The organism is Ancylomarina salipaludis (assembly GCF_004122035.1).
GTDB lineage: Bacteria > Bacteroidota > Bacteroidia > Bacteroidales > Marinifilaceae > Ancylomarina > Ancylomarina salipaludis.
In genome coordinates, this window is record NZ_SAXA01000011.1 from 38278 (window position 1) to 63844 (window position 25567).

The 25567-nt window shown below is 34.3% G+C and carries 21 protein-coding genes; 17 read left to right on the forward strand and 4 right to left on the reverse strand.

The window, feature by feature from the left end:
• The first annotated feature begins 54 nt into the window (after window positions 1-54).
• The 6 genes from EO244_RS12125 to EO244_RS12150 all read left to right on the forward strand — a co-directional run bounded on the left by EO244_RS12125 (window position 55) and on the right by EO244_RS12150 (window position 9802).
• The gene (locus EO244_RS12125; protein WP_129254945.1) at window positions 55-1233 is read left to right on the forward strand and encodes a FecR family protein; all 1179 of its coding nucleotides are present in this window, start codon (window positions 55-57) and stop codon (window positions 1231-1233) included.
• A 94-nt stretch (window positions 1234-1327) separates the two neighbouring features.
• The gene (locus EO244_RS12130) at window positions 1328-4762 is read left to right on the forward strand and encodes a SusC/RagA family TonB-linked outer membrane protein (protein ID WP_129254946.1); all 3435 of its coding nucleotides are present in this window, start codon (window positions 1328-1330) and stop codon (window positions 4760-4762) included.
• An 11-nt stretch (window positions 4763-4773) separates the two neighbouring features.
• On the forward strand, window positions 4774-6195 hold the full coding sequence (locus EO244_RS12135; protein ID WP_129254947.1) for a RagB/SusD family nutrient uptake outer membrane protein: 1422 nt from the start codon (window positions 4774-4776) through the stop codon (window positions 6193-6195).
• A gap of 18 nt (window positions 6196-6213) precedes the next feature.
• Window positions 6214-6912, forward strand: a complete 699-nt coding sequence (locus EO244_RS12140; RefSeq protein WP_129254948.1) for a DUF4843 domain-containing protein — start codon at window positions 6214-6216, stop codon at window positions 6910-6912.
• Window positions 6913-7010: 98 nt separating this feature from the next.
• A complete protein-coding gene (locus EO244_RS12145; protein ID WP_129254949.1) occupies window positions 7011-8486 on the forward strand; it encodes a PKD-like family lipoprotein in 1476 nt (491 codons plus the stop codon).
• A gap of 143 nt (window positions 8487-8629) precedes the next feature.
• On the forward strand, window positions 8630-9802 hold the full coding sequence (locus tag EO244_RS12150) for a thioredoxin family protein (RefSeq protein WP_129254950.1): 1173 nt from the start codon (window positions 8630-8632) through the stop codon (window positions 9800-9802).
• A gap of 274 nt (window positions 9803-10076) precedes the next feature.
• Here EO244_RS12150 and EO244_RS12155 read toward each other — a convergent pair whose 3' ends face one another.
• The 4 genes from EO244_RS12155 to EO244_RS12170 form a co-directional block, all read right to left on the reverse strand.
• Window positions 10077-10952: a YybH family protein gene (locus tag EO244_RS12155; protein WP_129254951.1), complete on the reverse strand. Its 876-nt coding sequence runs from the start codon at window positions 10950-10952 to the stop codon at window positions 10077-10079.
• 653 nt (window positions 10953-11605) lie between these two features.
• Window positions 11606-12235, reverse strand: a complete 630-nt coding sequence (locus EO244_RS12160; RefSeq protein ID WP_206734554.1) for a DsbA family protein — start codon at window positions 12233-12235, stop codon at window positions 11606-11608.
• 115 nt (window positions 12236-12350) lie between these two features.
• Entirely contained in the window at window positions 12351-12776 is a 426-nt protein-coding gene (locus EO244_RS12165) for a DoxX family protein (protein WP_129254952.1), read from the reverse strand.
• 11 nt (window positions 12777-12787) lie between these two features.
• Complete coding sequence (locus EO244_RS12170) at window positions 12788-13672, reverse strand: SDR family oxidoreductase (protein WP_129254953.1); 885 nt, start codon at window positions 13670-13672, stop codon at window positions 12788-12790.
• Between the two features lie 139 nt (window positions 13673-13811).
• Between EO244_RS12170 and EO244_RS12175 the strand changes: the two genes are divergently transcribed.
• The 11 genes from EO244_RS12175 to galE all read left to right on the forward strand — a co-directional run bounded on the left by EO244_RS12175 (window position 13812) and on the right by galE (window position 25332).
• Window positions 13812-14180 carry a winged helix-turn-helix transcriptional regulator gene (locus EO244_RS12175; protein WP_129254954.1) on the forward strand — a complete coding sequence of 123 codons (369 nt, stop codon included), beginning with the start codon at window positions 13812-13814 and terminating at the stop codon, window positions 14178-14180.
• A gap of 140 nt (window positions 14181-14320) precedes the next feature.
• Complete coding sequence (locus EO244_RS12180; RefSeq protein WP_129254955.1) at window positions 14321-14881, forward strand: helix-turn-helix domain-containing protein; 561 nt, start codon at window positions 14321-14323, stop codon at window positions 14879-14881.
• 105 nt (window positions 14882-14986) lie between these two features.
• Window positions 14987-17239, forward strand: a complete 2253-nt coding sequence (locus EO244_RS12185) for a heavy metal translocating P-type ATPase (RefSeq protein ID WP_129254956.1) — start codon at window positions 14987-14989, stop codon at window positions 17237-17239.
• A gap of 11 nt (window positions 17240-17250) precedes the next feature.
• Entirely contained in the window at window positions 17251-17460 is a 210-nt protein-coding gene (locus EO244_RS12190; RefSeq protein WP_129254957.1) for a heavy-metal-associated domain-containing protein, read from the forward strand.
• Between the two features lie 250 nt (window positions 17461-17710).
• A complete protein-coding gene (locus EO244_RS12195; RefSeq protein ID WP_129254958.1) occupies window positions 17711-17971 on the forward strand; it encodes a DUF1543 domain-containing protein in 261 nt (86 codons plus the stop codon).
• A gap of 162 nt (window positions 17972-18133) precedes the next feature.
• Window positions 18134-18742, forward strand: coding sequence for a hypothetical protein (locus tag EO244_RS12200; protein WP_129254959.1), 609 nt, complete (start codon window positions 18134-18136; stop codon window positions 18740-18742).
• Window positions 18743-19241: 499 nt separating this feature from the next.
• Window positions 19242-20231 carry a hypothetical protein gene (locus EO244_RS12205; protein ID WP_129254960.1) on the forward strand — a complete coding sequence of 330 codons (990 nt, stop codon included), beginning with the start codon at window positions 19242-19244 and terminating at the stop codon, window positions 20229-20231.
• A gap of 221 nt (window positions 20232-20452) precedes the next feature.
• A complete protein-coding gene (locus tag EO244_RS12215; protein WP_129254961.1) occupies window positions 20453-20713 on the forward strand; it encodes a DUF3781 domain-containing protein in 261 nt (86 codons plus the stop codon).
• 277 nt (window positions 20714-20990) lie between these two features.
• Window positions 20991-22118 carry a DUF2971 domain-containing protein gene (locus EO244_RS12220; protein ID WP_129254962.1) on the forward strand — a complete coding sequence of 376 codons (1128 nt, stop codon included), beginning with the start codon at window positions 20991-20993 and terminating at the stop codon, window positions 22116-22118.
• A 501-nt stretch (window positions 22119-22619) separates the two neighbouring features.
• Window positions 22620-24002 (forward strand): 30S ribosomal protein S6--L-glutamate ligase, encoded by a 1383-nt coding sequence (gene rimK / locus EO244_RS12225; protein WP_241687980.1) that lies wholly within the window; start codon window positions 22620-22622, stop codon window positions 24000-24002.
• Between the two features lie 304 nt (window positions 24003-24306).
• A complete protein-coding gene (gene galE / locus EO244_RS12230; protein ID WP_129254964.1) occupies window positions 24307-25332 on the forward strand; it encodes a UDP-glucose 4-epimerase GalE in 1026 nt (341 codons plus the stop codon).
• The last annotated feature ends 235 nt before the right edge of the window (window positions 25333-25567 follow it).

Sequence of the window (25567 nt, forward strand, 5' to 3'; positions counted from 1 at the left end):
CTATTAATAAAGGCGTGTGATTCATTACGTTTTACACGATCGAATTTTAATAGGATGAAATTACAAGAGGAAGATATTATTAATTTGACAATTGACTATTTCAGAGGAGAATTGTCTGATATACAAAAAAAAGACTTAGATGATTTTCTTTTGGAAAAAGAAGATAATATAAGTCTGTTTAACTGTTATTGTAATTTGTATTATAAAGGGCGTTCAATTGCTTTTTATAATCAAGTTGATAAGCAAAAGGCTTGGGATCATATAGCATCAAGTATTACAAAGCAAAAAGCGAAACCCCGAAAATTGTATGCTTGGTTGCCTTATGTCGCGGCTTTGTTTATCATAGCCTTGGTTAGCTCCCTTGTTTTAATGAATCAGGTTGAAAAAATTGATTTTTCAAAGGATTATAATTTTGCTGAATTTGCCCCAACTGGAAGTAAAGATGCGATTTTAACTTTAGCTGATGGGATAAAGGTAAATTTAAAAGACGCTAGTGAGCAATTGCTATCTGAGAAAGATGGAACTCAGATTTCTAAAGATTCGGCTAACAATCTCGTCTATCTCTCTCAACCAACAGAAAAGAATGAATTACTTTACAATACGATTGACGTGCCAAGAGGAGGGGAGTATTCTTTAACATTGTCTGATGGAACTAAAGTTTGGTTGAATGCCGAGACCAAATTACGATACCCTGTTAAGTTTAATGGTCACAAAAGGGATGTCTATCTGACTGGAGAGGCTTATTTTGAAGTGGCTCATAATCAACATGCTTCTTTTGTGGTTCATACACATGATTCAAAGGTGAAAGTTTTAGGAACCAAATTTAATGTGTCTGGTTATGATGATCAGGACTTTATTGTTACAACGCTTATTGAAGGTTCTGTACAGATCAATAATTTAAATCGAATCGAAATTTTAAAGCCAGGTTATCAATCAACAATTATAAGAGGGAAAGATCCAATTGTGATCAAAGAAGTGGATACAAACTTATATACTTCGTGGGTGAGTGGTGTTTATGAATTTGAGAATGTTGAACTCGAGTATATTATGACTCAATTAGGAAGATGGTATGATGTTGAATTTTTCTTTAGTGGTGAAGAATACAAGCATATTCGTTTTACGGGTGCATTTAAAAAAGAGAATTCCTTTGAATATGCTCTCAATATGATAGAGCGTATTGCAGATGTTGATTTTGCAATTAAAGGAAAGTATATAATTGTCGGAAGACAATAAACAAAAAAACGGGAAATATTTGCCGTATTTCCCGTTAGTGATAATTAAAAACCATTGTTGACGCAATGGCATTAAGAAATCTAAACCCAAATGTATGAAAAAAATTAGGAAATGGAGGTGTTTATCACCTACCATTGGTAAAATCGCACGTATTATGAAGATCAGTGTTTTTCTGGTATTAGTAAGCTCTTTGCAATTGACAGCATCGGTTATGTTGGGACAGCAAGTTAGAGTTAGTACTGGTGAAATGGCAATTAGAGAGGTTTTTAAGGAATTTAAGTCTCAAACAGGAGTGTTTTTTATGTATAATGAAAGCGATGTCAGTCTCGATTTGACTGTTGAGCTTAATTTTTCACAAACCAGTTTAAAGGATGCTTTGGAAAATATATGTAGTCAGGCATCTTTAAACTATGAAATTGTGGATGACTATGTCTTGATAAAAAAGAAAGTATTATCTGCTGATATTTCAGTTCAAAAAAAAGAAAAAGAAATCAAAGGAAAAGTAATTGATGAAAAAGGTCTGCCGCTTCCGGGAGCATCAATCGTTGTGAAAGGAACCACGATTGGTGTAAGTACCAACTTTGATGGAGAGTTTACACTTAAAATTCCAGACGCTGAAAAGGTGATCATTACGATCTCTTCTATTGGTTACAAGGAACAAGAAATAACTGTTAGTAATAAGGATTATTTCGATATTCAATTGCATCCCGATAATGAGATGATTGGAGAAGTGGTTGTTACCGGTTATTTTAATAAAGCCAAAGAGAGTTTTACGGGAACAACTGTTGCTGTAAGTTCTGAAGAATTGGAAAAACTTGGAAATGTTGATGTCTTTACTGCGATTCAAAGTTTTGATGCCTCTTTTAAAATTGTTGAGAATGATTTAATGGGGTCCGACCCTAATTCCATGCCTAACATTCAAATTAGGGGACAAGCAAGTTTTCCCGGAATATCAGAAACAGAGCTAAAGGGAAATACCAATATGCCTACGTTTATTTTAGACGGATTCGAGGTAAGCGCCCAAAAAGTTTTTGATATCGACAAAAATCGTATCGCGAGCATTACCATATTGAAAGATGCTTCGGCAACAGCGATATACGGATCAAGAGCGGCAAATGGTGTCGTTGTGATTGAAACAAAGAAACCTTTAGCCGGGAAAATGCAAGTTACCTACAATTCAAGTATAGATATTTCTTTACCCGACTTATCGGATTACAACCTTTTAAATGCACAAGAGAAGCTTGAAGCAGAAAAATTGGCAGGTGTATACGATACTTGGAGTAAAGATTTTACAGGAATGGCGAACCAAATGGAGTTGGATGCTCTTTACAACAAGAGGTTATTGGCAGTAAAATCGGGTGTAGATACATATTGGTTAGCAAAACCCTTGCAAACTTCAGTAGGGCAAATGCATTCACTTTTCCTTGAGGGAGGAGATGAGTTTATGCGATATGGACTCGAAATGAGTTACAACAAAAACGTTGGTGTAATGAAGGGTTCTGGCAGAGATCGTTACAATACCGGAATTTATTTACAATACAACACAAAGAACATCGTATTTAAAAACAAGCTTGATGTTACTTATGTAAAAGCTAAAAACAGTCCGTATGGCAATTTTAGCCAATATGTTCGCTTAAATCCATATTATAGACCAACTGATGATAAGGGAAATATGGTATTTAAGCTTGGTGAAGGTGAAATAGGAAGTCAGATTCAGCAATATAATCCTCTTTACGAAGCAGAGAATTTTGACAGTTTTGATCGAAACGAATACATCGATGTGAGAAACAATTTATCTGTGGACTGGAAAATTACTTCGGAATTGCGTTTGAAAGGGAATGCTTCGATATCAAAAAAGTTTGCTAATGCAGAATCTTTTGTTTCGCCAGGATCTGTTCAGTTTATCGGTTTTGAGGAAAAGGATTTTTTTCAAAGAGGTTCTTATACAATTTCAGATACTAAAACAACGAATCTGGATGCAAATGTGGTTCTTTCCTATTTCAAGAATTTCAACAATCATGTAATCAATGCTGTTCTTGGCGGTGAAATTCAAAGCAAACAGGATTTTAATGAGGGATATACAGCCGTTGGATTTTTGAATGATAAATTGAGTCATATCAATTTTGCAAATCAATTTCGCCCTAATTCGAAGCCTACAGGTTATGACTCGAAAAGTAGGTTGGCTGGTTCTTTCCTTTCTTTTAACTATAGCTACGACAACAGATATTTGTTTGATGCTTCAAGTCGTATTGATGGATCCTCAAAGTTTGGAAAATTACAGCAAACAGCTCCTTTTTGGTCTATTGGTACCGGTTGGAATATGCACAATGAGGAATTTATGAAAGATAATTTCTTTTTGTCGTCGTTAAAATTAACAGCCAATATGGGAACCTCAGGAAATCAGAATTTTGATGCATATCAAGCCATAACAACATACAATTACCTAAGTGATGTAAGATATGGTTTGCTAACAGGGGCTGTATTAAAATCTTTAGGAAATGAGGATTTAAAATGGCAAAGTACATTAAGTCGAAATCTTGGTGTTGAGTTTGGATTATTGGATGAACGACTTAAAGTTGTTGGAAACTATTATTTGAATACTACACATGATTTGTTAACGAATATTTCCGTTGCTCCATCATTAGGATTTAGAAGTTTTAATGCAAACATGGGCGATGTGGATAATGAAGGATATGAGCTACGCGTACAAGCATTCCCTATTCGAAACAAAGAAAATGGAATGATGTTGAGCTTTTTTGCAAATCTTCGTCACAACAAAAATACCATTAAAAAAATCTCTAACTCTTTAAAGGCATATAACGATAAAGTAATTGAGAACATGCGTAAAGAGATTGAATTGGATAGTGATAATGATACAACCAATGATGTAGCACTCGATGATAGAACAACAACAGAAAGTGTTTTGCAATTTAAGGAAGGACAGTCATTAAATGCGATATATGCTGTAAAGTCAATGGGGATTGATCCCACTACAGGAAAAGAAATTCTCATCAAAAAAGATGGAAGTTTAACAGATGTATGGAGTCCGGAAGATTTGGTGGTGGTTGGAGAATCTACACCTAAATTTGAAGGTTTTTTTGGTGGAGCTTTCGATTATAAAGGATTTAGCTTGAACTATACCTTTAACTACCGATTGGGAGGTCAGATTTTTAATCAAACGGTTATTGATCGGGTTGAAAATGCAAATATTTTTGAGAATGCCGATAAACGAGTCTTAGAACAAAGATGGGCTCGATCAGGAGATCATGTTCCTTATAAAAACATTATAAGTAAGGTGAAGACAAGAGCAAGTTCTCGATTTGTAGAGGATGACAATTCGCTTTCGCTTACCAACTTGAATTTATCCTACCAGTTACCTGACCGTATAGCAAATAGTATGTCTCTATCCAGAGTGAAATTAGGTGTACATCTAACTGATGTGTTCCGATTGTCATCTGTTGAAATAGAACGAGGGATTTATTATCCTTTCGCAAGAAAATACAGTTTCTCACTTAAAGTAAACTTTTAATTTGTAGCATTATGAGTAAATTTTATATAGTAATCTGCTTTTTATTTCTTTTTACTTCTTGTTCTGATTGGTTGGATATTAAGCCTGAGTCAGAGGTTGTTGAAGAGGATATGTTTGAATCAGAAGCTGGCTTTAAAGATGCACTTGTAGGAGTGTATAGTTTAATGTCGGCAAGAGGAGTCTATGGAGGTAATTTAACTATGGGAACTTTCGATATTTTGGCTCAAAACTATAATGTTAGGTTTAGTCCTTCACTTACCGATCTTGCTGAATTTGATTATGTGCAGGAATTACCAGAGGGACGTATTAACCAGATTTGGGGTGATATGTATAACGTTATCGCAAATTGTAATACTTTAATTGAGCATATCGAACTAATGTCGAAGGAATCATTTGCAGAAGACAATTACAATTTGATTTATGCTGAAGCATTGGGTTTAAGAGCTTATGTTCATTTTGATTTGCTACGAATGTTTAATGCCCCATATGTTTCAAATCCTGATTATGAAGGAATTCCTTATGTAACTATATTTTCTAAAGAAGTGTCTAAGCAATTGAGTTCAAAAGAAACAATTGCTCATATCAATGCTGATTTATCTAAAGCAATCACTTTATTGGAGGGAATAGATCCAATTATAATGGAAGATAAAGAAAGCAATTCCTCAAACCCATTTCTAATCGACAGACATAACCGAATGAATTTGTATGCCATAAAAGCATTGATAGCAAGGGTTGCATTGTATGTAGGTGATAAAGAGATGGCATTAAGCTATGCAAAGGAAGTAATCGATTCAGGACACTACTTTTTTATTAATCCCGGAGATATTATTAACAACAAAGATTACGCTTTTAACGATGAGCATATTTTTTCAATATATACTTATAAGTTGAAAGACAACTCGGATTATTATTTTAGTCCTAAAGGAACTGATCAACTATTCATTAGTTCACCTGTGGAAAAAATGTTTACGAGTGATGATGTTAGGTTCAAATACTGGTTAACTCAAAAGAAAGATATTTATGAGATTAATCGATACTTTATGACAAAATATGAACGGCCGGAAAAAGAAGAAGAAGCTGCAAAATATTCTGATCCTAATGTCCCCCTTATTAAAATATCAGAAATGTACCTAATTGCAGCAGAGTGTTTGTCTGAAACAAATACCGCTGAAGCTTTAACATATCTGAATAAATTAAAATCTGAACGCGTTTCTCCGGTTGTGGAAAATGTAGCCAATAGTGCTGAATTATTAGAAATGATAAAGAAAGAGTATCATCGGGAATTTTTAAGTGAAGGACAGACATTTTTCATGTATAAACGTTTAGCCTTAGATAGGATGATAAATTTTTCAGGGGCAGCCGTAGTTATGGATGAATCAAAATACATTTTCCCACTTCCCAAAGATGAAATTCAATTTGGAGGAAGAAAGTAATAATTAAATACACTTGTTATGAATAAATATAGATTACAATACTTGTTCTTTTTAATTGTTGTACTTCAGTTTATTGGATGTGAAAAGAACGATAAATTATTATACAATACAGAATATAGTGCATTGAATATGCCAGGCTTGGATAGTACTTCAGTTAACTTTATGTTTTTGAGCGATGATGTATTGGTGCATCCTGTTAAGATTAGGTTAACTCTAACTGGACAGAAAGTTGATTATGATAGGCACTATCAAGTAGAGATAGATACAGCAAATACCACGGCTATAGAAGGTATGGATTTTGAGAAATTGCAACCGGAATATGTATTTGATAGAAACACATTTACATCGTATTTGATTGTAAATGTCATAAAAACAGATGCTCTTAAAGATAGGGTTGCAGAATTGGCGCTTAGACTTAAAGAATCTGAAGATTTTAAAGTAGGGTTAGAAGGCGCTCAGGAGTTTAAGATTAAGATTTTGAACAACCTTAATGAACCTCCTTATTTCTGGGAGTGGCAAGGGGTGAATAATCATGCAGGTGCATATCATCCGTTAAAATGCAGGAAATTTATTGAAATCTCAGGGATAACAGATGAAGAATGGAGCCCGGAAAGTAATTTAGAACTTTTGGTTTATGTCAAAAAAACCAAGATTTGGTTTGAAGAAAATCCTACCTATGACGAGAATGGAAAGAGGTTATTGTTTGAGGCAAATTAACTTAAGAATATCTCCAATATTTCGGAATTGGAAATTTCAATAGTGAGACTAAAACTATTGAAGGAGTAAATAATTACTTGATACTAAAAAATAAACAAATGAAGAATAAAATATATATCGTAATAATTATTGCTTCGTTCTTTATGGTTTCTTGCTTAAAGGATGAAGGAAATTATGAGTATGAAAACTTGGCCTATGTGCAGGAAATAAAAGGGATTGATGAAGCCTATAGTATTTATCAATTTGATGAGGAACTTGTGGTTACACCTGAGCTAACTATAGGGAATTCCGATTTTAATAAAGATGATTATGATTACAAATGGTATTTGATCGATTACTATCTGGATAAAAACATAGGTGTTATAAAGCATGACACGATTTATATCTCTACAGATAAGGATTTAAAATTCACAGCAGATGCTACTGTGCCTATTAAAAAGATGATGTGTGTATTTGAGGTTACATCAAAAGGAACAGGAGTTGTCTTTAAGGAATCAACATTTTTGACTGTGAAAAACAGCTATAGCTATGGTAGTTTTATTTTACATCAAAAAGGAAATAACTCAGAACTCTGTTTGATAAAAGAGAATGAGGAGATTGTAGAAGATGTTTTTGGAATTGTAACGGGTGGTAGAATTCTGGCTGGAAAACCAAAACAAATGTGCCATTTTTATCCCAATCGAGATGAGCTTTTGAATATTTACACCGATCAATATCCTGATTATGGGGCAATATTTGATTTCAGTACGTTTGAATATTTGTATCCGGCATCAACTTGTTTTTATAGTGAGATTCCGAAAGGTGCCGATTTTCAGTACATGGAATCGGATGGCTCAGGTTTTTATTCACTTGTTAACAACAGGTATTTTTATTTGAATTTAATGATGGGTGATAAATACAGACCTTACTTTGAATATAATTTACCCGATTTTGAGGAGGATGTGGACTATATTGGTGAGGCAGGTTTAAATATTTTACATGGAGTAGAAACGGGACAACTGTACTCTTCTGGTCTTTATGGATTCAATGTAGATTTTTCTTCCGGAGGACGTAAGATTGTGATGCCAGGAAAAATGTTATACATGATGTCGGAACCAGGAGGAAGTTTATGGTCTGAAGATAAGGCTAGATTTTATGTCCTAAATGGAACAACAATAACAGAATATGGCTGTAATTATGGCTTTAATTATTCTAAATATATGATTGTATATGATCTTAAATCTGAAAATGAATTTATAGCTCCTGAATTGGTTGATGAAAACACCTTGTTTTCAGCTTCGAACACCGAGAAATATCTATTTTTCACAAAGGATAATGTTATTTACAGGTACAATTACGATGACGTAACAGCTAAGCCTGTTAAGTTTTACGAATATCCGGCAGGAACACAAATATCGTATTTTAAACATGGATATGATTCTGAAGGTGAAAGGCTTGAAGTTGGAGTTTATGATAATTCTGGTTCCGATAAAAATGCTTCTTTATATTATTTAGATCGAACTGGTAAGGTTACTAAATCGTATGAAAACATTTGTGGAAAAATAGTTGATATTGTGTATAAGAATTCTATTTAAACACTAAAGGCATAATAGCTTTATTTGCTATGCCTTTATTTAAAACAGTTACGATACAAATAATTTATAGGCAGGGCAAATGTATTTTAAAAATAGGTTTGCCCTGTTTTAATACGCGCTGCGTAATACTAAAGAAATAACAAATGAAACAGATACTTATATCAGTCCTTATTCTATTTTATGGTAGTAGTGTTTTTTCCCAGGGAATCAAGTTTGAAAAAGCAACATTTGACGAAGCTTTGGCAAAAGCAAAACAGGAAAACAAAATGGTTTTCATGGATTGTTACACAACTTGGTGTGGCCCTTGTAAAAGATTAGCCAAGGATATTTTCACCTTAGAAGAGGTTGGTCGTTTTTACAATGCTCATTTTATAAACCTGAAGATGGATATGGAATCGGATGAGGGGAAAAGTTTATTAAAAAAATATCAGGTTAAAGCTTTCCCAACTCTTTTGTGGTTGGATTCCGAAGGGCGGATGCAACATCGGGTAGTAGGTGGAGGAAAGGCAAAAAAGATAATCGACGCGGCTGTCTTGGCTATGGACTCAATAAACAATTGGAAAGCAATTGCTCAACTTTATGAAGATGGTGACCGCAGTTTAACTTTCCTTCGAAAGTATCTTGCACAAGCATCAAGAGCAGGAGTCGATGCAAAAGAAGCTACCGAACAGATCTTTAATCAGTGTAAACCAGAGGAATTGATTAATGCAGATGATTATAATTTGATTACATCAGTAGCTAAGACCAGCTCTAGTTCTGTTTTTCGTTTTATTTTGAAAAACAAAAAAGAATTTTATGCTGTAGTAGATCAAGCAACTGTAGATCAGTATATCGAAACTGTTCTGACGAATGAGTTAACTGTTGTGTCACGCAAAGGAACACCGGAAGAACTGGCTCTAAAAGAAAAGGAAATATTAGAACTGGACTCTTATTTGGGTGGAAAAATTCTTGCAAGGATGGAGCTGACAAAAGTAAGAGAATCGGGTGATCGGCAAAAGTATATGGTTGCTTCAGTTGATTATGCATTAGAATATGAAATGAACAGTTGGATGATTTTGTACATGCATGCTGTAGGTGTTGTTATGTCTCAACAAAAGGTAAGCGAAGATTTATTAAACAAAGCGATCACTATCATCAGGCGTTCGGTGGAGTTGGAAACCAAATTTTTCAACACAGATGTCTATGCTCAGTTGCTCCATAAAGCTGGTCGAAGTGAAGAGGCAAAACAAGCTGCAGCAAAATCAATAGAACTTGCTGCCGAAGAAGATAGGAAAACCTTATGGTCTGTAAGCTATTTAAATGGAGAAATAAAATAACTTTATTCATAACCGAATATGATTTAGTAAAACTGTTGACAATATTTCACAAAGAGAGTCTTTCTTTGTACACATATCCAATAGGTTAGATTAGGTATGCAATAGCAAAGTTTTGGATAATAGAGTCAAGAATAATAGGAATGATGAAAATTATTTGTTAAATGTAATGGCAACTAATTTGCTGAAAATACAAGCCCTCCAAGCCTAAAAATTTGGAGGGATCGTGTTAAATTTTTTCTCAGCCCCATTTTTAAGGATTTGTAAGAGCTTTCATTTATTTTTTACTGACAGTAAACACAATCCAATTACCATCTTGTTCCTGTTTATAGTCCAAATTCAGATGGTCGGCAATAACGGTCCAGGCCGCTTTTAACCATTCATTCATTTCTACAGAATCAACACCATAGAATTTTTCTCCTGCTGATAAATGTGTCCAGTCAGCTTTTGTTTTGGCCTTAACCATACTGTCTGATTGTTCAAGGGTTTCCATCCGGAAATTCTTAAATAAATTCATATTCCACTTATAGCCGTCCATAAAGTATTTAAGATGATCTTTATCTTTAGGCTGCCAGCCATTAGCGTGAAGGCTCCCAATATATTTACCGTATTCAACAGGATTTACTTTTTTTGATTTGGCAAAATTGATACTGGCGGCAAGCTGAGCAATAAAGTTATTTTCGCAGGTTTTGTATTTGGTTGCAACCGAAGGTGAGTTTGTATTCCAGATATCTCGTTCTATCTTCCATTTTGCACTCTCTTTTCGCCAGGTAACAATGTATTTCCCCTCGTCAATAAGCTGATCATTGTCAGCATAAAGTTTATACAAGCCTTCTTCTATCGCAATATTGCCATAACCGATGGCCGAAAGGGTTTCTAAAATGACTTTTTTAATTCCCATTGTCATTCCCACTGACCAATACTTGTTGATGGCTTCGTGGCCTTCAATTATTTTGCTGTTAGCCGGGAATATTTTGGCATTGCTTGTGTAGCACGCTGTGACTGCATCAGGATTAGACTGATTGAATGCCTCGATAAAGGCTTTGTTTGCCTTTTCAATATCCTTACTCACATCTGCTGACTGTTGGACACAACTGACCGATAGCATTATGATCGCAAGAAAGATTCCGAAATAAAGCGCTGTTTTTTTCATTTTAAAAAAGATTTAGTTGACTATTGTTTAAGATTTTAAAGACGATATAAGTTACGATCTTAATATGATGAAGTCAATAAAATGCTGGGAATGTTGATTTTGTATGGTTTAGGTGTGTCGAAAGACCTTCTAATGTCCATCATTGTTAATGACAGATAAGCTGATTCATTCTTTTAAATAAAACCTATATCCCACAATTTTAATTATAGAAGTGTTCAATAGTATCATTATAAGCGAAAAATACAATCTGTAAATCTTGTTTATTTGAGAGAAAATAAACTAAAAGCTCACTTATTTACAGTAAGCTTTTCGTATTATTACTATAGCCATCTTATACTGAATATAAAATCTTTTTGAATAAAATTAAATGACGAAAATGCAATCCCATATTATCCAGAGAAGCTTAATCTTAAAGATTGTATTGAAGAGAATATGGAGATTCTCGCTTTATTGGCTAAAGTAAAGCATATACAATTTTCTGTTGATGTTGATAATGAGATTAATATATGGGTCGATGATTCCCTTAGGTCTGCATAGTCATGTTTTGCTAACCTAAGGGATTTGGACTTACAACAAAAAAAATAAAGAAACATAATCCCAGATATGAAAAGCATTTAGATCTCTAGCTCAGAAACGGATATCGTTTCAATTAGTTATGATTTTGTTTTAATATTGGGATGCAACTTTAACTCAAGTTCTTCAAAGGGCAAATACCCTTGTTCAAGTATGCTATAGATTCCGTCTTTTTTTAATAATAGTGTTGGATAAGATGATGCCAGTACTGCAACTTGCTGAAACGTTTTTTCCGTGTTCAGCTTTATTGCTTTAGAATGAAACGTTTCGATAAAGCGGTCTGAATTAATTTCGAGTTCCTGGCATATATCAATATAGGTTTGGTCCGGATTTAAATCTTTGCCGTAGAAATATCGGGCTTTTTGTACGGCTATTGCAAATGGAACTGTTTTTTCCGGCGCCATATCTTTTATCGTTACAATAGCTCTTGATGGAATCTCGCTGTTCAATTCAACGTCGTTCTTCTGAATAAAATCGATATAAGGCATCCCAAATTTAACTCCAGTCAGCTCTTCAATACGCTTATCATGTTTCATAAAGTAGTTGACCATTGCCGTATTTTGTGTTCTGATATTGGCTTTTGTCCACATGCCGCCTGGTAAAACCGTGAAAGTATAGGTGTTATTGTATTTTTCCCACAGTTTTTCCAGCGTTTTACTGTTGCCATAACACCATCCGCAAAGCGGATCCATGATATATATGATTTCCATTTTTTGTTGAGATATTTTATTAATAGTACTATCCTGTTCCGGAATAGATGATTTTGTTTCAATCGTTTTTTTCTTTATGTAATCCTAAACCTGTAGAAATAAGAAGACATAACTTTTACAAGCTCTTTAGTTTGAGTTGGTTTTTAAAAAGTATTTCAGATAATGCGAATCGTCCTGAGCCTGTGAAGTAAATTGCTATAGCAGTAAACATGTAGAATAGGTTAAGTTCAGCTACGAAAGTTCCGTATTCATTTAGTTTAAAACCATCCATCCCAAATACAAGATAAAAGGTCATGATCATTGTGAAAACAATCAGCGAAGAGGCGACCCGCGTAAATAGTCCTAGTATAATAAGAATTGGTGCTATGAATTCTGCAAGAGGAACACCTAACCAAAGGATTTCAGGCAAGCCTTTTTGAGATAGTGCAGCAATAATAAAACCGTGCCCATGTACTAGCTTTGCTACGCCGTGAAAAATCATTAAGCCACCTACTGTTATTCGAAGAATTAATATTCCTAAATCAGTGTTTATACTTTTCATGATCAAGTTGTTTATTTATTATAAATATGGGTTAAAAACTCAGTTACAGTCAAAGGCTTATGTCCTGTTATTGACTGGAAGACTGTATTGGTTTCGTCCAATTCGCCTTGTTTAAACGTTTCGGCAAAAGCAGCAAACATTCCAATATAATGTTCTGGCACGCCAGCATCCGAAAGCGAGCGGGTATATTCTTCCTTGCTTGGAGAAACATAACGAATATCTTTGCCAATTAGTTCTGATAAAAAAGAAGCGATTTCTTTAAACGAAAGGGCCTGCGTATTGGTAATCTCGTAAATTTTATTTTTATACTCGTCACTTGTTAAAATAACGGAGGCCAATTCAGCCATATCTTTTCGCGTAACAAAAGCCACTTTTCCATCACCTGCCGGAAAGAAAATACGGCCAGACTCTATTACTTTCTCTCCTAAAAAAACAGGCAGCATATCGGCATAAGTATTATGTTTTAATATGGTATAATCCATTCCCGATTCCTGCAGCCATTCTTCTGTAAGGATGTGCGATTTTAGGAGCTCAGCAATTGGAGAAGAATCGGTGTTGTTCTTTCTCATGAAACTGGTGTAAACGACATGCTTCACTTGGGCGTCTTTTGCTGCTTTTACAACATTTTCATGCTGTTGAGTTCTGGCATTGATATCGTTTCCTGAAACGAAGTATAATTTATCAATTCCAGCAAATGCTGCCGATAATGAATCAATATTATCATAGTTTCCTAATCGTACTTCGATTCCTTTCTCGGTGAAGAAATCTGTTTGGGATTGTTCTCTCACCATAACAACTATGTTGGACTTGTCAGTTCTTGTTAGAAGTTGTTCTAAAACCTCTTTGCCTAGTTTTCCCGTAGCCCCGGTAATTAATATTTGACTTGATTTTTTCATGTGTTAATTATTTGCTTACATTTGTATTGTTACTAACTAATAGTAAGCGAATATAGAATAGTTTGTATTGATGTACAAGAAGGCACTTTTAACTACTGTAACTGAGTTTGAGGTTATTAATGTTGAAAATCACAAGATTATGGAAGAAGAAAAAAGAAAAAAAAATTGGAATAATGTAAATTGTCCGGTAAGAACTGTACTTGATCGCATTGGAGACAAATGGTCTATTCTAATTTTATTAATATTAGGGGACACTGAAAAAATGAGATTTAATCAATTGAATAAAGAGATTGAAGATATTTCTCAAAAAATGCTGACTGTTACTTTAAGAAGTTTAGAAGCTGATGGTTTAGTTAATCGGATCATTTTTCCGGAAGTGCCTCCCCGTGTAGAATACAATATTACTGAATTGGGGAAGTCACTCTTACCCCATATAAAAGCACTTTCCGAATGGGCAAAAAATAATTTGGAGACGATTCAGGAATCCAGAGAAAAGTATGTTTCCTGAATCGTATCATTAGGCGTTTAAACAGGTTCATTATCCTTATATAAGACTTATTTTAAATTTAGACTTGTTTACCGCTGATAAAATAAGAGCCGGTTCTAAATTACCGGGATCTGTTGAGGTATACGAAAAAAAGTTGATCTATGAAATTGCATATAAAAAATATGGTTTGTCCGCGCTGTATAACAACTGTGCAGAACATATTCAATGGACTAAAGGTTGAAATAAAGTCTGTTCAGCTAGGCGAAGTAGATACTTCTGTTGATATTAGTGAATCGCAAAAGCTGCAACTTGAGCAAGAGCTTTTAAAAAATGGCTTTGAAATCCTGAAGGATAATAACGCTAAGCTGATTAGTGAAATCAAATCATTAATTGTAAATCAGATTCATTATAGCCGGGAATCATTAAAAGTAAACTTCTCAACACTATTATCAGAAAAACTCAATCATGAATATACCTCATTAAGTAAATTGTTTTCATCGGTTGAAGGAATTACAATTGAACGTTATATCTTGAAACAGAAAATTGAAAAAGTTAAAGAATTACTTTTTTATAACGAACTCACTTTGTCTGAAATTGCATTCCAACTGGATTATAGTAGCAGTGCTCATCTTTCATCTCAATTTAAAAAAGAAACAGGTATGACACCTTCAGAGTTTAAGAAGATGAGGAAACCAGGGCATCAGTCTTTAGCTTCTCTTTAATCTGTAGGATGGCAAAATAATATAATTTTAAATCTGAATGATGTAACAGATTACCTTCCCTTTATCCTGAACTTTGTGTAGAAAGTTAATTTTATACACAGAGTCATGCAAACAGAAAAAGAAACTCAACACAAATCAGACATCATCAGGGAAAATTACAAAGTGTCAGGTATGACCTGTGCCTCATGTGCCCATAGCCTGGAATCGAATTTAAAATCATTAAATGGAATAGTGCAGGTTTCGGTTAATTTTCCAAATCAATCAATAGCTATAGACTATGATGAAAGTATTGTCTCGATAGAAACCATACAGCAATCAGCAAAAGATATTGGTTATGATATTCTTATCGGGGAAGCAAAGGACATACAAGACACTTTTGACGATATTGAAGAAAAACGACTCAATATCTTGAAGTCAAAATTACTTTTCTCCGTTGTATTTTCAGTTCCTGTTTTCATTATTGCAATGTTTTTTAAGGGTAAAATACCTTTCGAAAACTGGGTCATGATGGCTCTCTCGGTTCCCGTTTTGTTTTGGAGTGGTTTGGAGTTTTTTGTCGTTGCATGGAAACGCTTACGCCATCTATCTGCCAATATGGATACTCTGGTTGCTTTAAGTACCGGTGTGGCCTTTACCTTCAGTGTTTTTAATACGTTGTATCCAAATTTCTTTTTAAGCCACGGTGTTACACCTCATGTGTATTTTGAATCAGCAGTTGTTATTATTACACTGATATTATTAGGCAGGTTTTTAGAAGAGCGGGCAAAAAGCAAGACCTCTTCAGCAATAAAGAAACTGATGGGATTAACACCCAAACAGGTAAGTGTTATTAGAAACGGGGAAGAACGAATTGTTCAGTATGAGGAAATAGTAAAAGGAGATCTGATTATACTTAAACCCGGAGATAAAGTACCGGTAGATGGTAAGGTGAAAAAAGGAGAATCCTTTATTGATGAGAGTATGATTTCAGGGGAGCCTATTCCAGTTTTCAAAACTAAGGGCGATAAGGTGATAGCGGGTACTATTAATCAAAAAGGGTCCTTAAGAATTTTAGCCCAAAAAGTAGGTGATGAAACCTTGCTGTCGCAAATTATTCATTTGGTCGAACAAGCACAATCAAGTAAACCAGCGATTCAAAAACTGGCAGATAAGCTTGCAGGTGTATTTGTCCCCATTGTCATAGGTGTAGCTATACTAACTTTCATTATTTGGTATACCTATGGCCCTGATCCATCCTTGACCTATGCATTACTTACATTCATAACCGTTTTGATTATTGCTTGCCCTTGTGCTTTAGGATTAGCGACTCCAACAGCTTTAATGGTTGGGATTGGTAAAGGAGCAGAACAAGGTATTCTGATAAAAGACGCACAGGCACTCGAAACGGCATATAAGGTAGATGCACTTATACTCGATAAAACAGGAACGATAACAGAAGGCAAACCTCGAGTGACAGATTTGATTTGGGAAGAAGGTAAGTATTCCAAGCAATTCGAACAGATTCTGCTAGCAATAGAATCTCAATCCGAACATCCCATTGCAGATGCAGTAGTGAAACATTTGAAAGATGGAAATGGATTAACCCGGGATAGTGGATCTTTCGAAAGCATTACCGGAATGGGGGCTAAAGCGGAAATAGAAGGTACAATATACTGCGTAGGAAATGAAAAATTAATGCAGGCTAATGATATCAGTGTTTCTGAAAAACTGGTTCAAAAAGCGAAAGGATTAACCGAAGAAGCAAAAACTGTGGTGTACTATAGTGTTGGAACCAATGTTGTTGCCATTATTGCTGTTGCCGATCAGATAAAAGAAAGTACAGCTTCAGCTATTCAACAGGTTCAGCAAATGGGTATTGAGGTTTATATGCTTACGGGTGACAATAAACAAACGGCTGCTGTAATTGCAGATAAAGCTGGCATCAAGTATTTTAAAGCAAATGTAATGCCTGCTGATAAGGGGCATTTTGTGAAAGAATTGCAAGAGCAAGGAAAAGTCGTAGCCATGGCTGGAGATGGAATAAATGATTCTCATGCTTTGGCACAATCAGATGTTGGTATCGCGATGGGAAATGGTACTGATATCGCAATGGAAAGTGCCGGAATTACATTAATGCAGTCTGACTTAAAGCAAATTTCAAAGGCAATTAAATTATCAAAAGCGACTATGCGTACTATCAAACAGAATTTATTCTGGGCATTTATTTACAATCTCATAGCGATTCCGATTGCTGCAGGTATTCTGTATCCTGTGTTTGGGTTTTTATTGAATCCGATGATTGCCGGAGCGGCCATGTCGATGAGTTCAATCTCTGTGCTTACAAATAGTTTAAGATTAAAAAAACGTTCAAACATCTAAATAGTTAAATCATGAAAACTGTAAAATTCAAAACGAATATTAATTGTAGTGCTTGTGTCAAATCTGTAAGTCCGTTTTTAAACGAATTAGACAATATCAATACTTGGAAAGTTGATACGGATAATCCGGATAAAATTCTGGAAGTTGAACTGGATGATGATAATCAGGCTTCTGTTATTGAAGCTGTAAATCAGGCAGCTTATACAATTGAACAAATTTAGCAGACAGACTTTGCCATACATTTAGTAGTTTTTTAACAATACATATTGCTTTTATGTTGTTGCTTTTTATAAATTGACAATCTTTAAATCAAGACAAGAATCACGTTCCCTGGATATCGTTCACACTATATTTGTAAACAAAGAAAGTCATATGAAGATATAAAGGACATTGCATCTTATCAATTGCTTAAGCGGTAATCTTCGTCTTGATGTACCATTAATTACTTTTTAAATTTAAAATTAGGATATTATGAAAGATATTAATCTTTATGCAGTTTTACTCGGTGGTAAAATTCGCGAAAATCACCTGATGGAAGATCACCATCTTGTTTTTGTTGCTGCTGCAAATGAAGAAGAGGCAAGAAGACTAGCCAGGAAAAAATGGAATGCAGATGATATACATGTCGATGGGACACAACAACTTAATATTGTTGACGGTTATCAGATAAAGCTTGAGAAAACGGAATGTCAAGATGATGATTTTCAGCTTAATTCTGAATATTCAGTATAGGAAACACAGATTATCGGATAGCTGGGGAGGTGATTTTAGTCATTGATATTCAATGAACACAAAAATCAGCTTGTGTTAATTCCCAAAATAGATGTTTTTTTAGCACAATAAGTTTTATGTATAAGTCGTTTTCTTTAAGTATTAAACCAATAGATTAAGAAAATGTTGAGAAGAAAAATGAATCGTATATTTTGTATCGTCCTTTTAGGCCTTTTTACAACAACTGGATGCCAAAATAATGTCAAGACACCAAAAAATACAGAAAGCTATCAATCCACTGTCATGTTGAATTTATTCAGCATCGAAACGTCCAATGATTTTACGATTAAAATTCCTGAAACAGATACGTACTGCAAACTGACCCAAATAATAAGCAATGATACGATACATCTGGTAAAAGGGGATTACACAAAAGGTGAAGTCAGAGGAGAAGTCTATATTGATTACACAAAAATTGTCGCATTGAATCAATCTTCAGGGAATGAAACATTTTTGATAATACCTTTTAGCGTCTCAAATCAAGGTTCTGGAATTTTCACTTATATGGGTTTGTTCAATTTAAATAATAAAAGTGGACTGATTAAACATTTAGATTCCAAATTCCTGGGGGATAGAATTAAATTAGAGTCCACAGAATATGATGGTAACCATCTTGTTCAAGTTAAAATGAAAGTTCATTCAAAAGAACAATGTTTGTCACAAACGCCCACCGAAATAAAAGAAATGGATTTTTATATTGATAGAGATAAATTAAAATTGACATTAATTTAGAAAAAGCTAGACCGTAGTCCTGTGCATATGCCTCTCCATTTGGGGAGGCATTATGCTTTGTTGGACTTTCTTCGGTCGGTTGCATCGCGTTCCTTTTCTTTAAAATCTCTAGTTTCTCATTTCACCGCACGCCATGTTCCAATGTACCCCCGCATATTAAAATTACCCACTTCATAAATAAGGCTGCCTGATGCAAACAAATTCCTCTACTGTCAGCCATAATTATGCAGACCTGTTCTATTTTATGTTTGCTATGAATTTTACCCCATCCTTATTTATTGTTTGCTTTTTAATTTTGATAAATTTGGTAAGACTAAAATACCTCTGTAGTCCTAACATTCAGGACGAGTTTTTGCTTTGCAAAAATGAAACGTCCTTCAGTTTGTGTGGATAATTAGGAGAGAAATAGTGCTATATTAAACAAATAAATATGTGATGTAACACCAGTATTGATCTTACATTAACCTTAGTCACCATTTAAAAGACAACAAAATTAGACATGAAACAATTATTTATTTTATTTATTCTGGCAACTTTAGGATTTCAAAGTTGTAATGTTGGAACTTCAGGAACTTGGAAAGACGAAAATATAGATCAAAGTTTGAAAAATGAAATTGAGACGTTGGACAAAATAGTTTTAGAAGCCATAACCACAAATAATGTAACACTATTGAAGAGCATTATGTCTGATAAACTATTGGAAAAAAGCGGTAGTAACATTAAGGACCTGATTAAACAAGTCAATGGAATAATTATGACCACAGAATATGATCTTCTAAATCAGTTTCATGTCAAAAATTCCAAAACAGGAATAGGAAATACTGTTGTGTCTGGCTTAGGTGGACAAGATGATTATATAATTCATTACGAGGCTCTCAATAAAGAAATGTTTATTTCTATACTCATTCCGGAGAATAAACTTGATAAATTATCAATTACCAATATTTATGGGAAATATCATGACGGATGGAAGCTGAACATACTACAATTTGGACAATATATAATTGCTGGGAAAACAGCTACTCAGCTCTATGCTGAAGCAAAAATATATTATGACAAGAAGCATTTGGTTGATGCAGCTAACAGTATGTTTCTAAGTTCACAAGTAGCGCACCCTGCCAATAAGTTTTGGCAATACCAGAACGAAGATGAAATGAAAGAATTTTATAAAACCATTATGGCTGAAGTAAAGAGTCAATACACTTTTCCACTAACAATTGGTACAATTGAATCTAAACCGCAAATTCTCAATATTTTTCCTTTAAGAACACAAGAAGGATATTTCCATATGGTAGAATATTTAACAAAAATTGACTTAAAAGATACAACTTTGACAAAAGAAGAGAATGATAAAATTCACCAATCAATTGGTCAAATATTTAAAGGTCTTGACAAAGATAAAAAATACCTTCTCTACAAAGCATTTAGTAAAATGCCTGATGGGAAAACGCAAGTTCCAACATATGGATTTGTAAAAGAAATAAAATGAAAGGTTCGCTAACACACGCTATATATCATAAGGGGTAGCAGTTTTTCGAAGGTTTGGTCTCTTACCCCGAAGACTATGTATATAGTAGTGCAAGAGATTATAGAGGAGATAAAGGCGTTTTGAATGGTGTAATTGTGGTGATGTAGTAAGCACACGAAAGATTCGTGCGGTAGCGGGGAATAACAGACTAGAATTAATAAGTACTCTAAATCTGACCTGAAATGACAGATAGCAAACAAAAAATTATTGAGAACTTGTGCTATACCGAACTTGTATACGGAAGGGTAAATAAGAAATTAGCGACCGATTTCTCAAAAGAACAGATTGAATCATTGATAGATGAAATATTAAAAAAGACTAATGAAAGATTCTTCATCAAGACAGGAAAAAACTATTATGTAACCAATACAGAGAATAAAATAAGACTAACCATAAATCCAAATACTTTTAGGCTTATAACTGTTGATAAGATCAATGAATGAACGTCAGCATAAAACATCGTATAATAAAACATTTGGCAGTCAGTGGGGTATCAAGCATTTTAGCCCGTATCAAAAGTAGTTGTAACTTGATAGGAAAGTGCCTAGAAATGCCAAACGTTTCATATACGTAGCCGTTGTAGCCAATTCGCTCTATAAAGGAAAAATTCATTGATTTTTGGAGTGAACGACAAAAGTATAAATTACTGAGAACCAGAGACTAATTTTCACCGTTAGTCAGAACCTTTAATATAGCCGTAGATATTAAATATTAGTCTAGATGAAAATTTATTTACAAAAGCAATTAGGCAACTTTTTTATAAATGAACTTCTCTCAACTGAGATTGGTAAAAATGTTGTCAAAGAAATTGGAATAATAATAAACGAAAACTCCATAAAATTTGTTTTAAATGCAGCTCCAGAGCATCATGATGATATTTTAAAAATTGCGAAACAAACATTTAATGTAAAATACTTTGATAGGTATTTAGTTTTGAAGATTAAATATAGAGTTGTTTGGGACGTGCAATTCGTAGGTGAAAATTTCACTTTAAATGATATTAAAGATTTCACCTATTACTATTTTATTCCCGAAGTAACTTCTAATAGGTATATTTTTAAATACCACTCAATAAATGAATATCTGGAAAAACTTCTTATAAATAATACATTATGGTTCAACTCACCTGAAAGTTTTAAAGATATTACAGATTGTAAATTTGAAATTGATACGGAAGCTTCACAAAAGAATATTATTTATTTCTATTACAACAAATACATTCAAGATAGCCCTAAAGAAGATATGATTATTTCTATCCCTGAATTTGAAAAATCATTTCAGTTACCATCAGTAAATCAGTTTAGAATGGATTTATTGAATCATCATTTCAACGGGGTTATAACAAAACTTGGGATAACCTGCTTTTCGGAAAAATATGATCATAAATTGATGTGGGATCAATATGCGAGTGGGTATGCTGGGGTCTGTTTAATTTTTGATACGGAAATATCAGAAAGCGATTACTATAAGTTTAAAGGGAAAAAGGTGAGATACTTTGAAAGTCCTCAAAAATATTTTTTTGATGGTACAGGACATCTTGAAATTGGGCATGTTGTGTACACAAAAACTAGAGAATATGAATTCGAAAATGAAGTTAGAGAAATAATCAACTTTCAATTTGAAGAGGCGATAGATAGAAATATCAAATTTAATCCTCTAGCGTTAAAAGGAATTATCTTTGGTCCCAGTTGTACCGAATCCACAAAGGACAAGGTAAAACAGTTAGTCTCCGATGCAAAATATAATCATGTTGAACTGATTAATTCGAGTATTGACATTAGACTTAAATTTCAAATTGAAAGCTCTAATCTAGATTTAAAAGTAAAAAAGGCAACATCTAACAACTAAGCGTTCGTGTGGCGGGAACTGCCCAATATGTTTCGAAGAACAGAGAAGTTAATATTCAGTAGGTTGACCTAAGCGTTAACAGAATTGTTGTTTTTATGGGGAATGATACCATTTGTGGAACTTTCTGCATAGGGGATGATGCCATATGAGACCCATTTTTATGACATGATTTCAAAAATATTGTCAAGCTGTAGATTCAATATGCAGCTTTTTTTGTGTTTTGTATTGGGGGAGATTTGGATATTGGTGCGGGTGGATTTTTTCTAAATATAAAGACATGGGATGGAGATGTATTGGAGAATAACTCAACGTTTAAGCATGCATAAGCTTTGATTTTATAAGTTGGGAAATAAGCCAACCTCTTGTCTTATTGAGGGGAGAAATAAAAAATGGGTCTGAGTTATTTTGAGTTAGGAATTATCAGTTTATTTTTCATTTCTTTGCATTTAAAGAATATTGTTGATAGGTGTGAAATTAGGTTTTAATAAATTGAATATGAGCATGGATAGAATAATCGTCGGTAGTGAAGAGTGGTGTGGTTTGCCTAAATTAAATATTCCTATAATTAATGTTAGAGTCGATTCTGGAGCGAAAACATCGGCTTTACATGCCGTAAATATAGTTCCTTTTAAAAAAGATGGCACTCCATGGGTTCGATATGATGTTCATCCATTACAAAATGATGGTAAGACAACTATTCATTGTGAATCGCCTGTGTTGGACAGACGAAAGGTAAAAAGTTCGAGCGGATTGGTAGAAGTGCGTTATGTGATAAAAACAGTTTTATCTATTGCAGATGCAAGCTGGCCAATTGAAATAACCTTAACCAATAGGGATTCCATGGGCTACCGGATGCTTTTGGGTAGACAAGCCATGTCAGGTCGGATATTGGTTGACCCTCAGGCTTCGTTTCAACTTGGAATGGTTTCCCCCAGCGTTTTGGAGGAACATTACAGGGTTCATGTCATCAAGCCATCTGGATTAAAAATTGGTCTATTGGCTAGTAACCCCAATTTATATAGCAACAGAAGGATTATTGAAGCTGGTGAGGAGCGGGGGCACCATATGGAGTTTTTAAACATTAAGGATTGTTATATTAAATTGGATGGAAATAATCCTGAAATGCATTATCGAGGTGGACGAATTTTGGATGATTTTGATGCCATTATCCCAAGAATAAAACCTAGTATTACCTTCTATGGTTGTGCATTAACGCGTCATTTTGAAGCGATGGGAGTTTATACGCTGAATACAGCTGCATCAATTACGCAATCAAGAGATAAATTACACTCTTTGCAATTGCTGATTAATAATGGTTTACCAATACCAACGACTGGTTTTGCCAATTCACCTTTGGATACTGATGATTTGATAAAAATGGTTGGAGGAGCTCCTCTAATTGTAAAGTTACTTGAAGGGACTCAAGGAAAAGGGGTCGTGTTGGCCGAAACGAAAAAAGCTGCTGAGAGTTTGATCAATGCATTTAAAAGTCTGGGAACAAATATCCTGGTACAGGAATTTATAAAAGAGGCTGATGGTAAGGATATTCGGTGTTTTGTAATCAATGGTAAGGTTGTAGAAAGTATCATGCGAACTGCAGCACCAGGAGAGTTTAGAGCTAATATACATATGGGTGGTACTGCCCAGTTGGTTAAGATAAGTCCGGAAGAAAAAAGAATTGCTGTTTTAGCTGCAAAAACCATGAACTTAAAAGTGGCCGGAGTTGATATTATTCGTGGTCGAAATGGTTCTTTGTTACTTGAAGTTAATTCGTCACCAGGTTTGGAAGGTATAGAAGGGGCTTCAAATAAAAATATTGCAGGTATTATGATCGAATCCATTGAGAAAGATTTGAAGCAAAAGAGAAAGTTAGCTGTTAAATAAGAGTGAGATAGTTCGAATTTTCTAAGTTTAAAATTGAGCTTTCTTTCGTTTGAAATTTGATATTAAAGTCTTCAAATTTTGTTCTCTCAAATACATCCTTTTAAAATTTAAAACATAAGGTTTATTTATGTTCTTGGTGTGTATTTTATCAGACTTATGTTGGAAAGAATTCCATTTTTATAAGAAAAATTTAGAGAAATATTGTTTCTTTGACTTACTGTTTTAAGAGGTCTATTGTGTGGTGAAAATAAATAGAGCTGGAATTAAACACTGTTTTAAAAAGAACTCAAAAAAAACATGAAACATGAGTAAACAAATTCTTGTTACCGGTGGTACCGGTTTTATTGGATCGCATACGGTTGTTGAACTACAAAACAATGGTTACGATGTGGTTATTGTAGATAATCTTTCGAATTCGAAGATTGAAGTTTTGGAACAGATTGAGGCAATCACAGGAGTGAAACCTAAGTTCGAGGAGTTTGATTTGACCGATAAACAAAAGGTCAACGATTTCTTTCAAAAATATACCGACTTAGAGGCAATTATTCATTTTGCCGCTTCAAAAGCAGTTGGCGAATCGGTTGAGAAACCACTGATGTATTACAATAATAACCTGAATTCACTAATGAATATCATGGCTTGCATGATTGAATACAAGGTGCCTAATTTGGTTTTCTCATCATCGTGTACTGTTTATGGGCAGCCGGATAAGTTACCCGTAACAGAGCAAACACCTCGTAAAGAAGCAGAATCGCCATACGGAAATACGAAAAGTATTTGTGAAGATATTATTCGTGATACACTGAAGGCTTGTCCGGATTTGAAGGGAATTGCTTTGAGATATTTCAATCCAATTGGGGCACACGAAACTGCAAAGATTGGCGAATTGCCTCTTGGTGTACCTAATAATCTGATTCCTTTCTTAACACAAACCGTGGCTGGTATTCGTCCCGAATTGAGTGTTTTTGGAGATGATTACAACACGCCTGACGGTTCGGCTATTCGTGATTATATCCATGTAGTCGATTTGGCTAAAGCTCATGTTGTGGCCATTGAGCGTTTGCTGAACGGTAAGAACAAGGCTAATTGCGAGTATTTTAATGTGGGAACCGGCAATGGTGTTTCAGTATTGGAGATTATCGAATCCTTCGAAAGAGCAACAGGAGAAAAAGTACCACATAAGATTGTAGCACGTCGTGCTGGTGATATTGAGCAGATTTATGCCGATACAACATATGCCAATGATGAACTGGGTTGGAAAGCACAAAGTTCTTTAGACGAAACTTTGTTATCTGCCTGGAAATGGCAAAAGAATATTAGTGAGAAGTAAACTTAATAATAGATAATTACAACGCCTGTCATTTGTTTGACAGGCGTTTTTATTTAGCTGTGTTGGTATCATAATAAAAATATCTTATTAAATTTATGTGAATTTTAAAAAATGAATATGTTCATTTACTTATCTGTATTAGCCTTGCATCTTTATGTAATTATTGATGCCTTTTCTAATATCAAAGAAAGCCAAGGTGTTTTTAGGCTAATATTGGCATTATACCTCCTGTAAT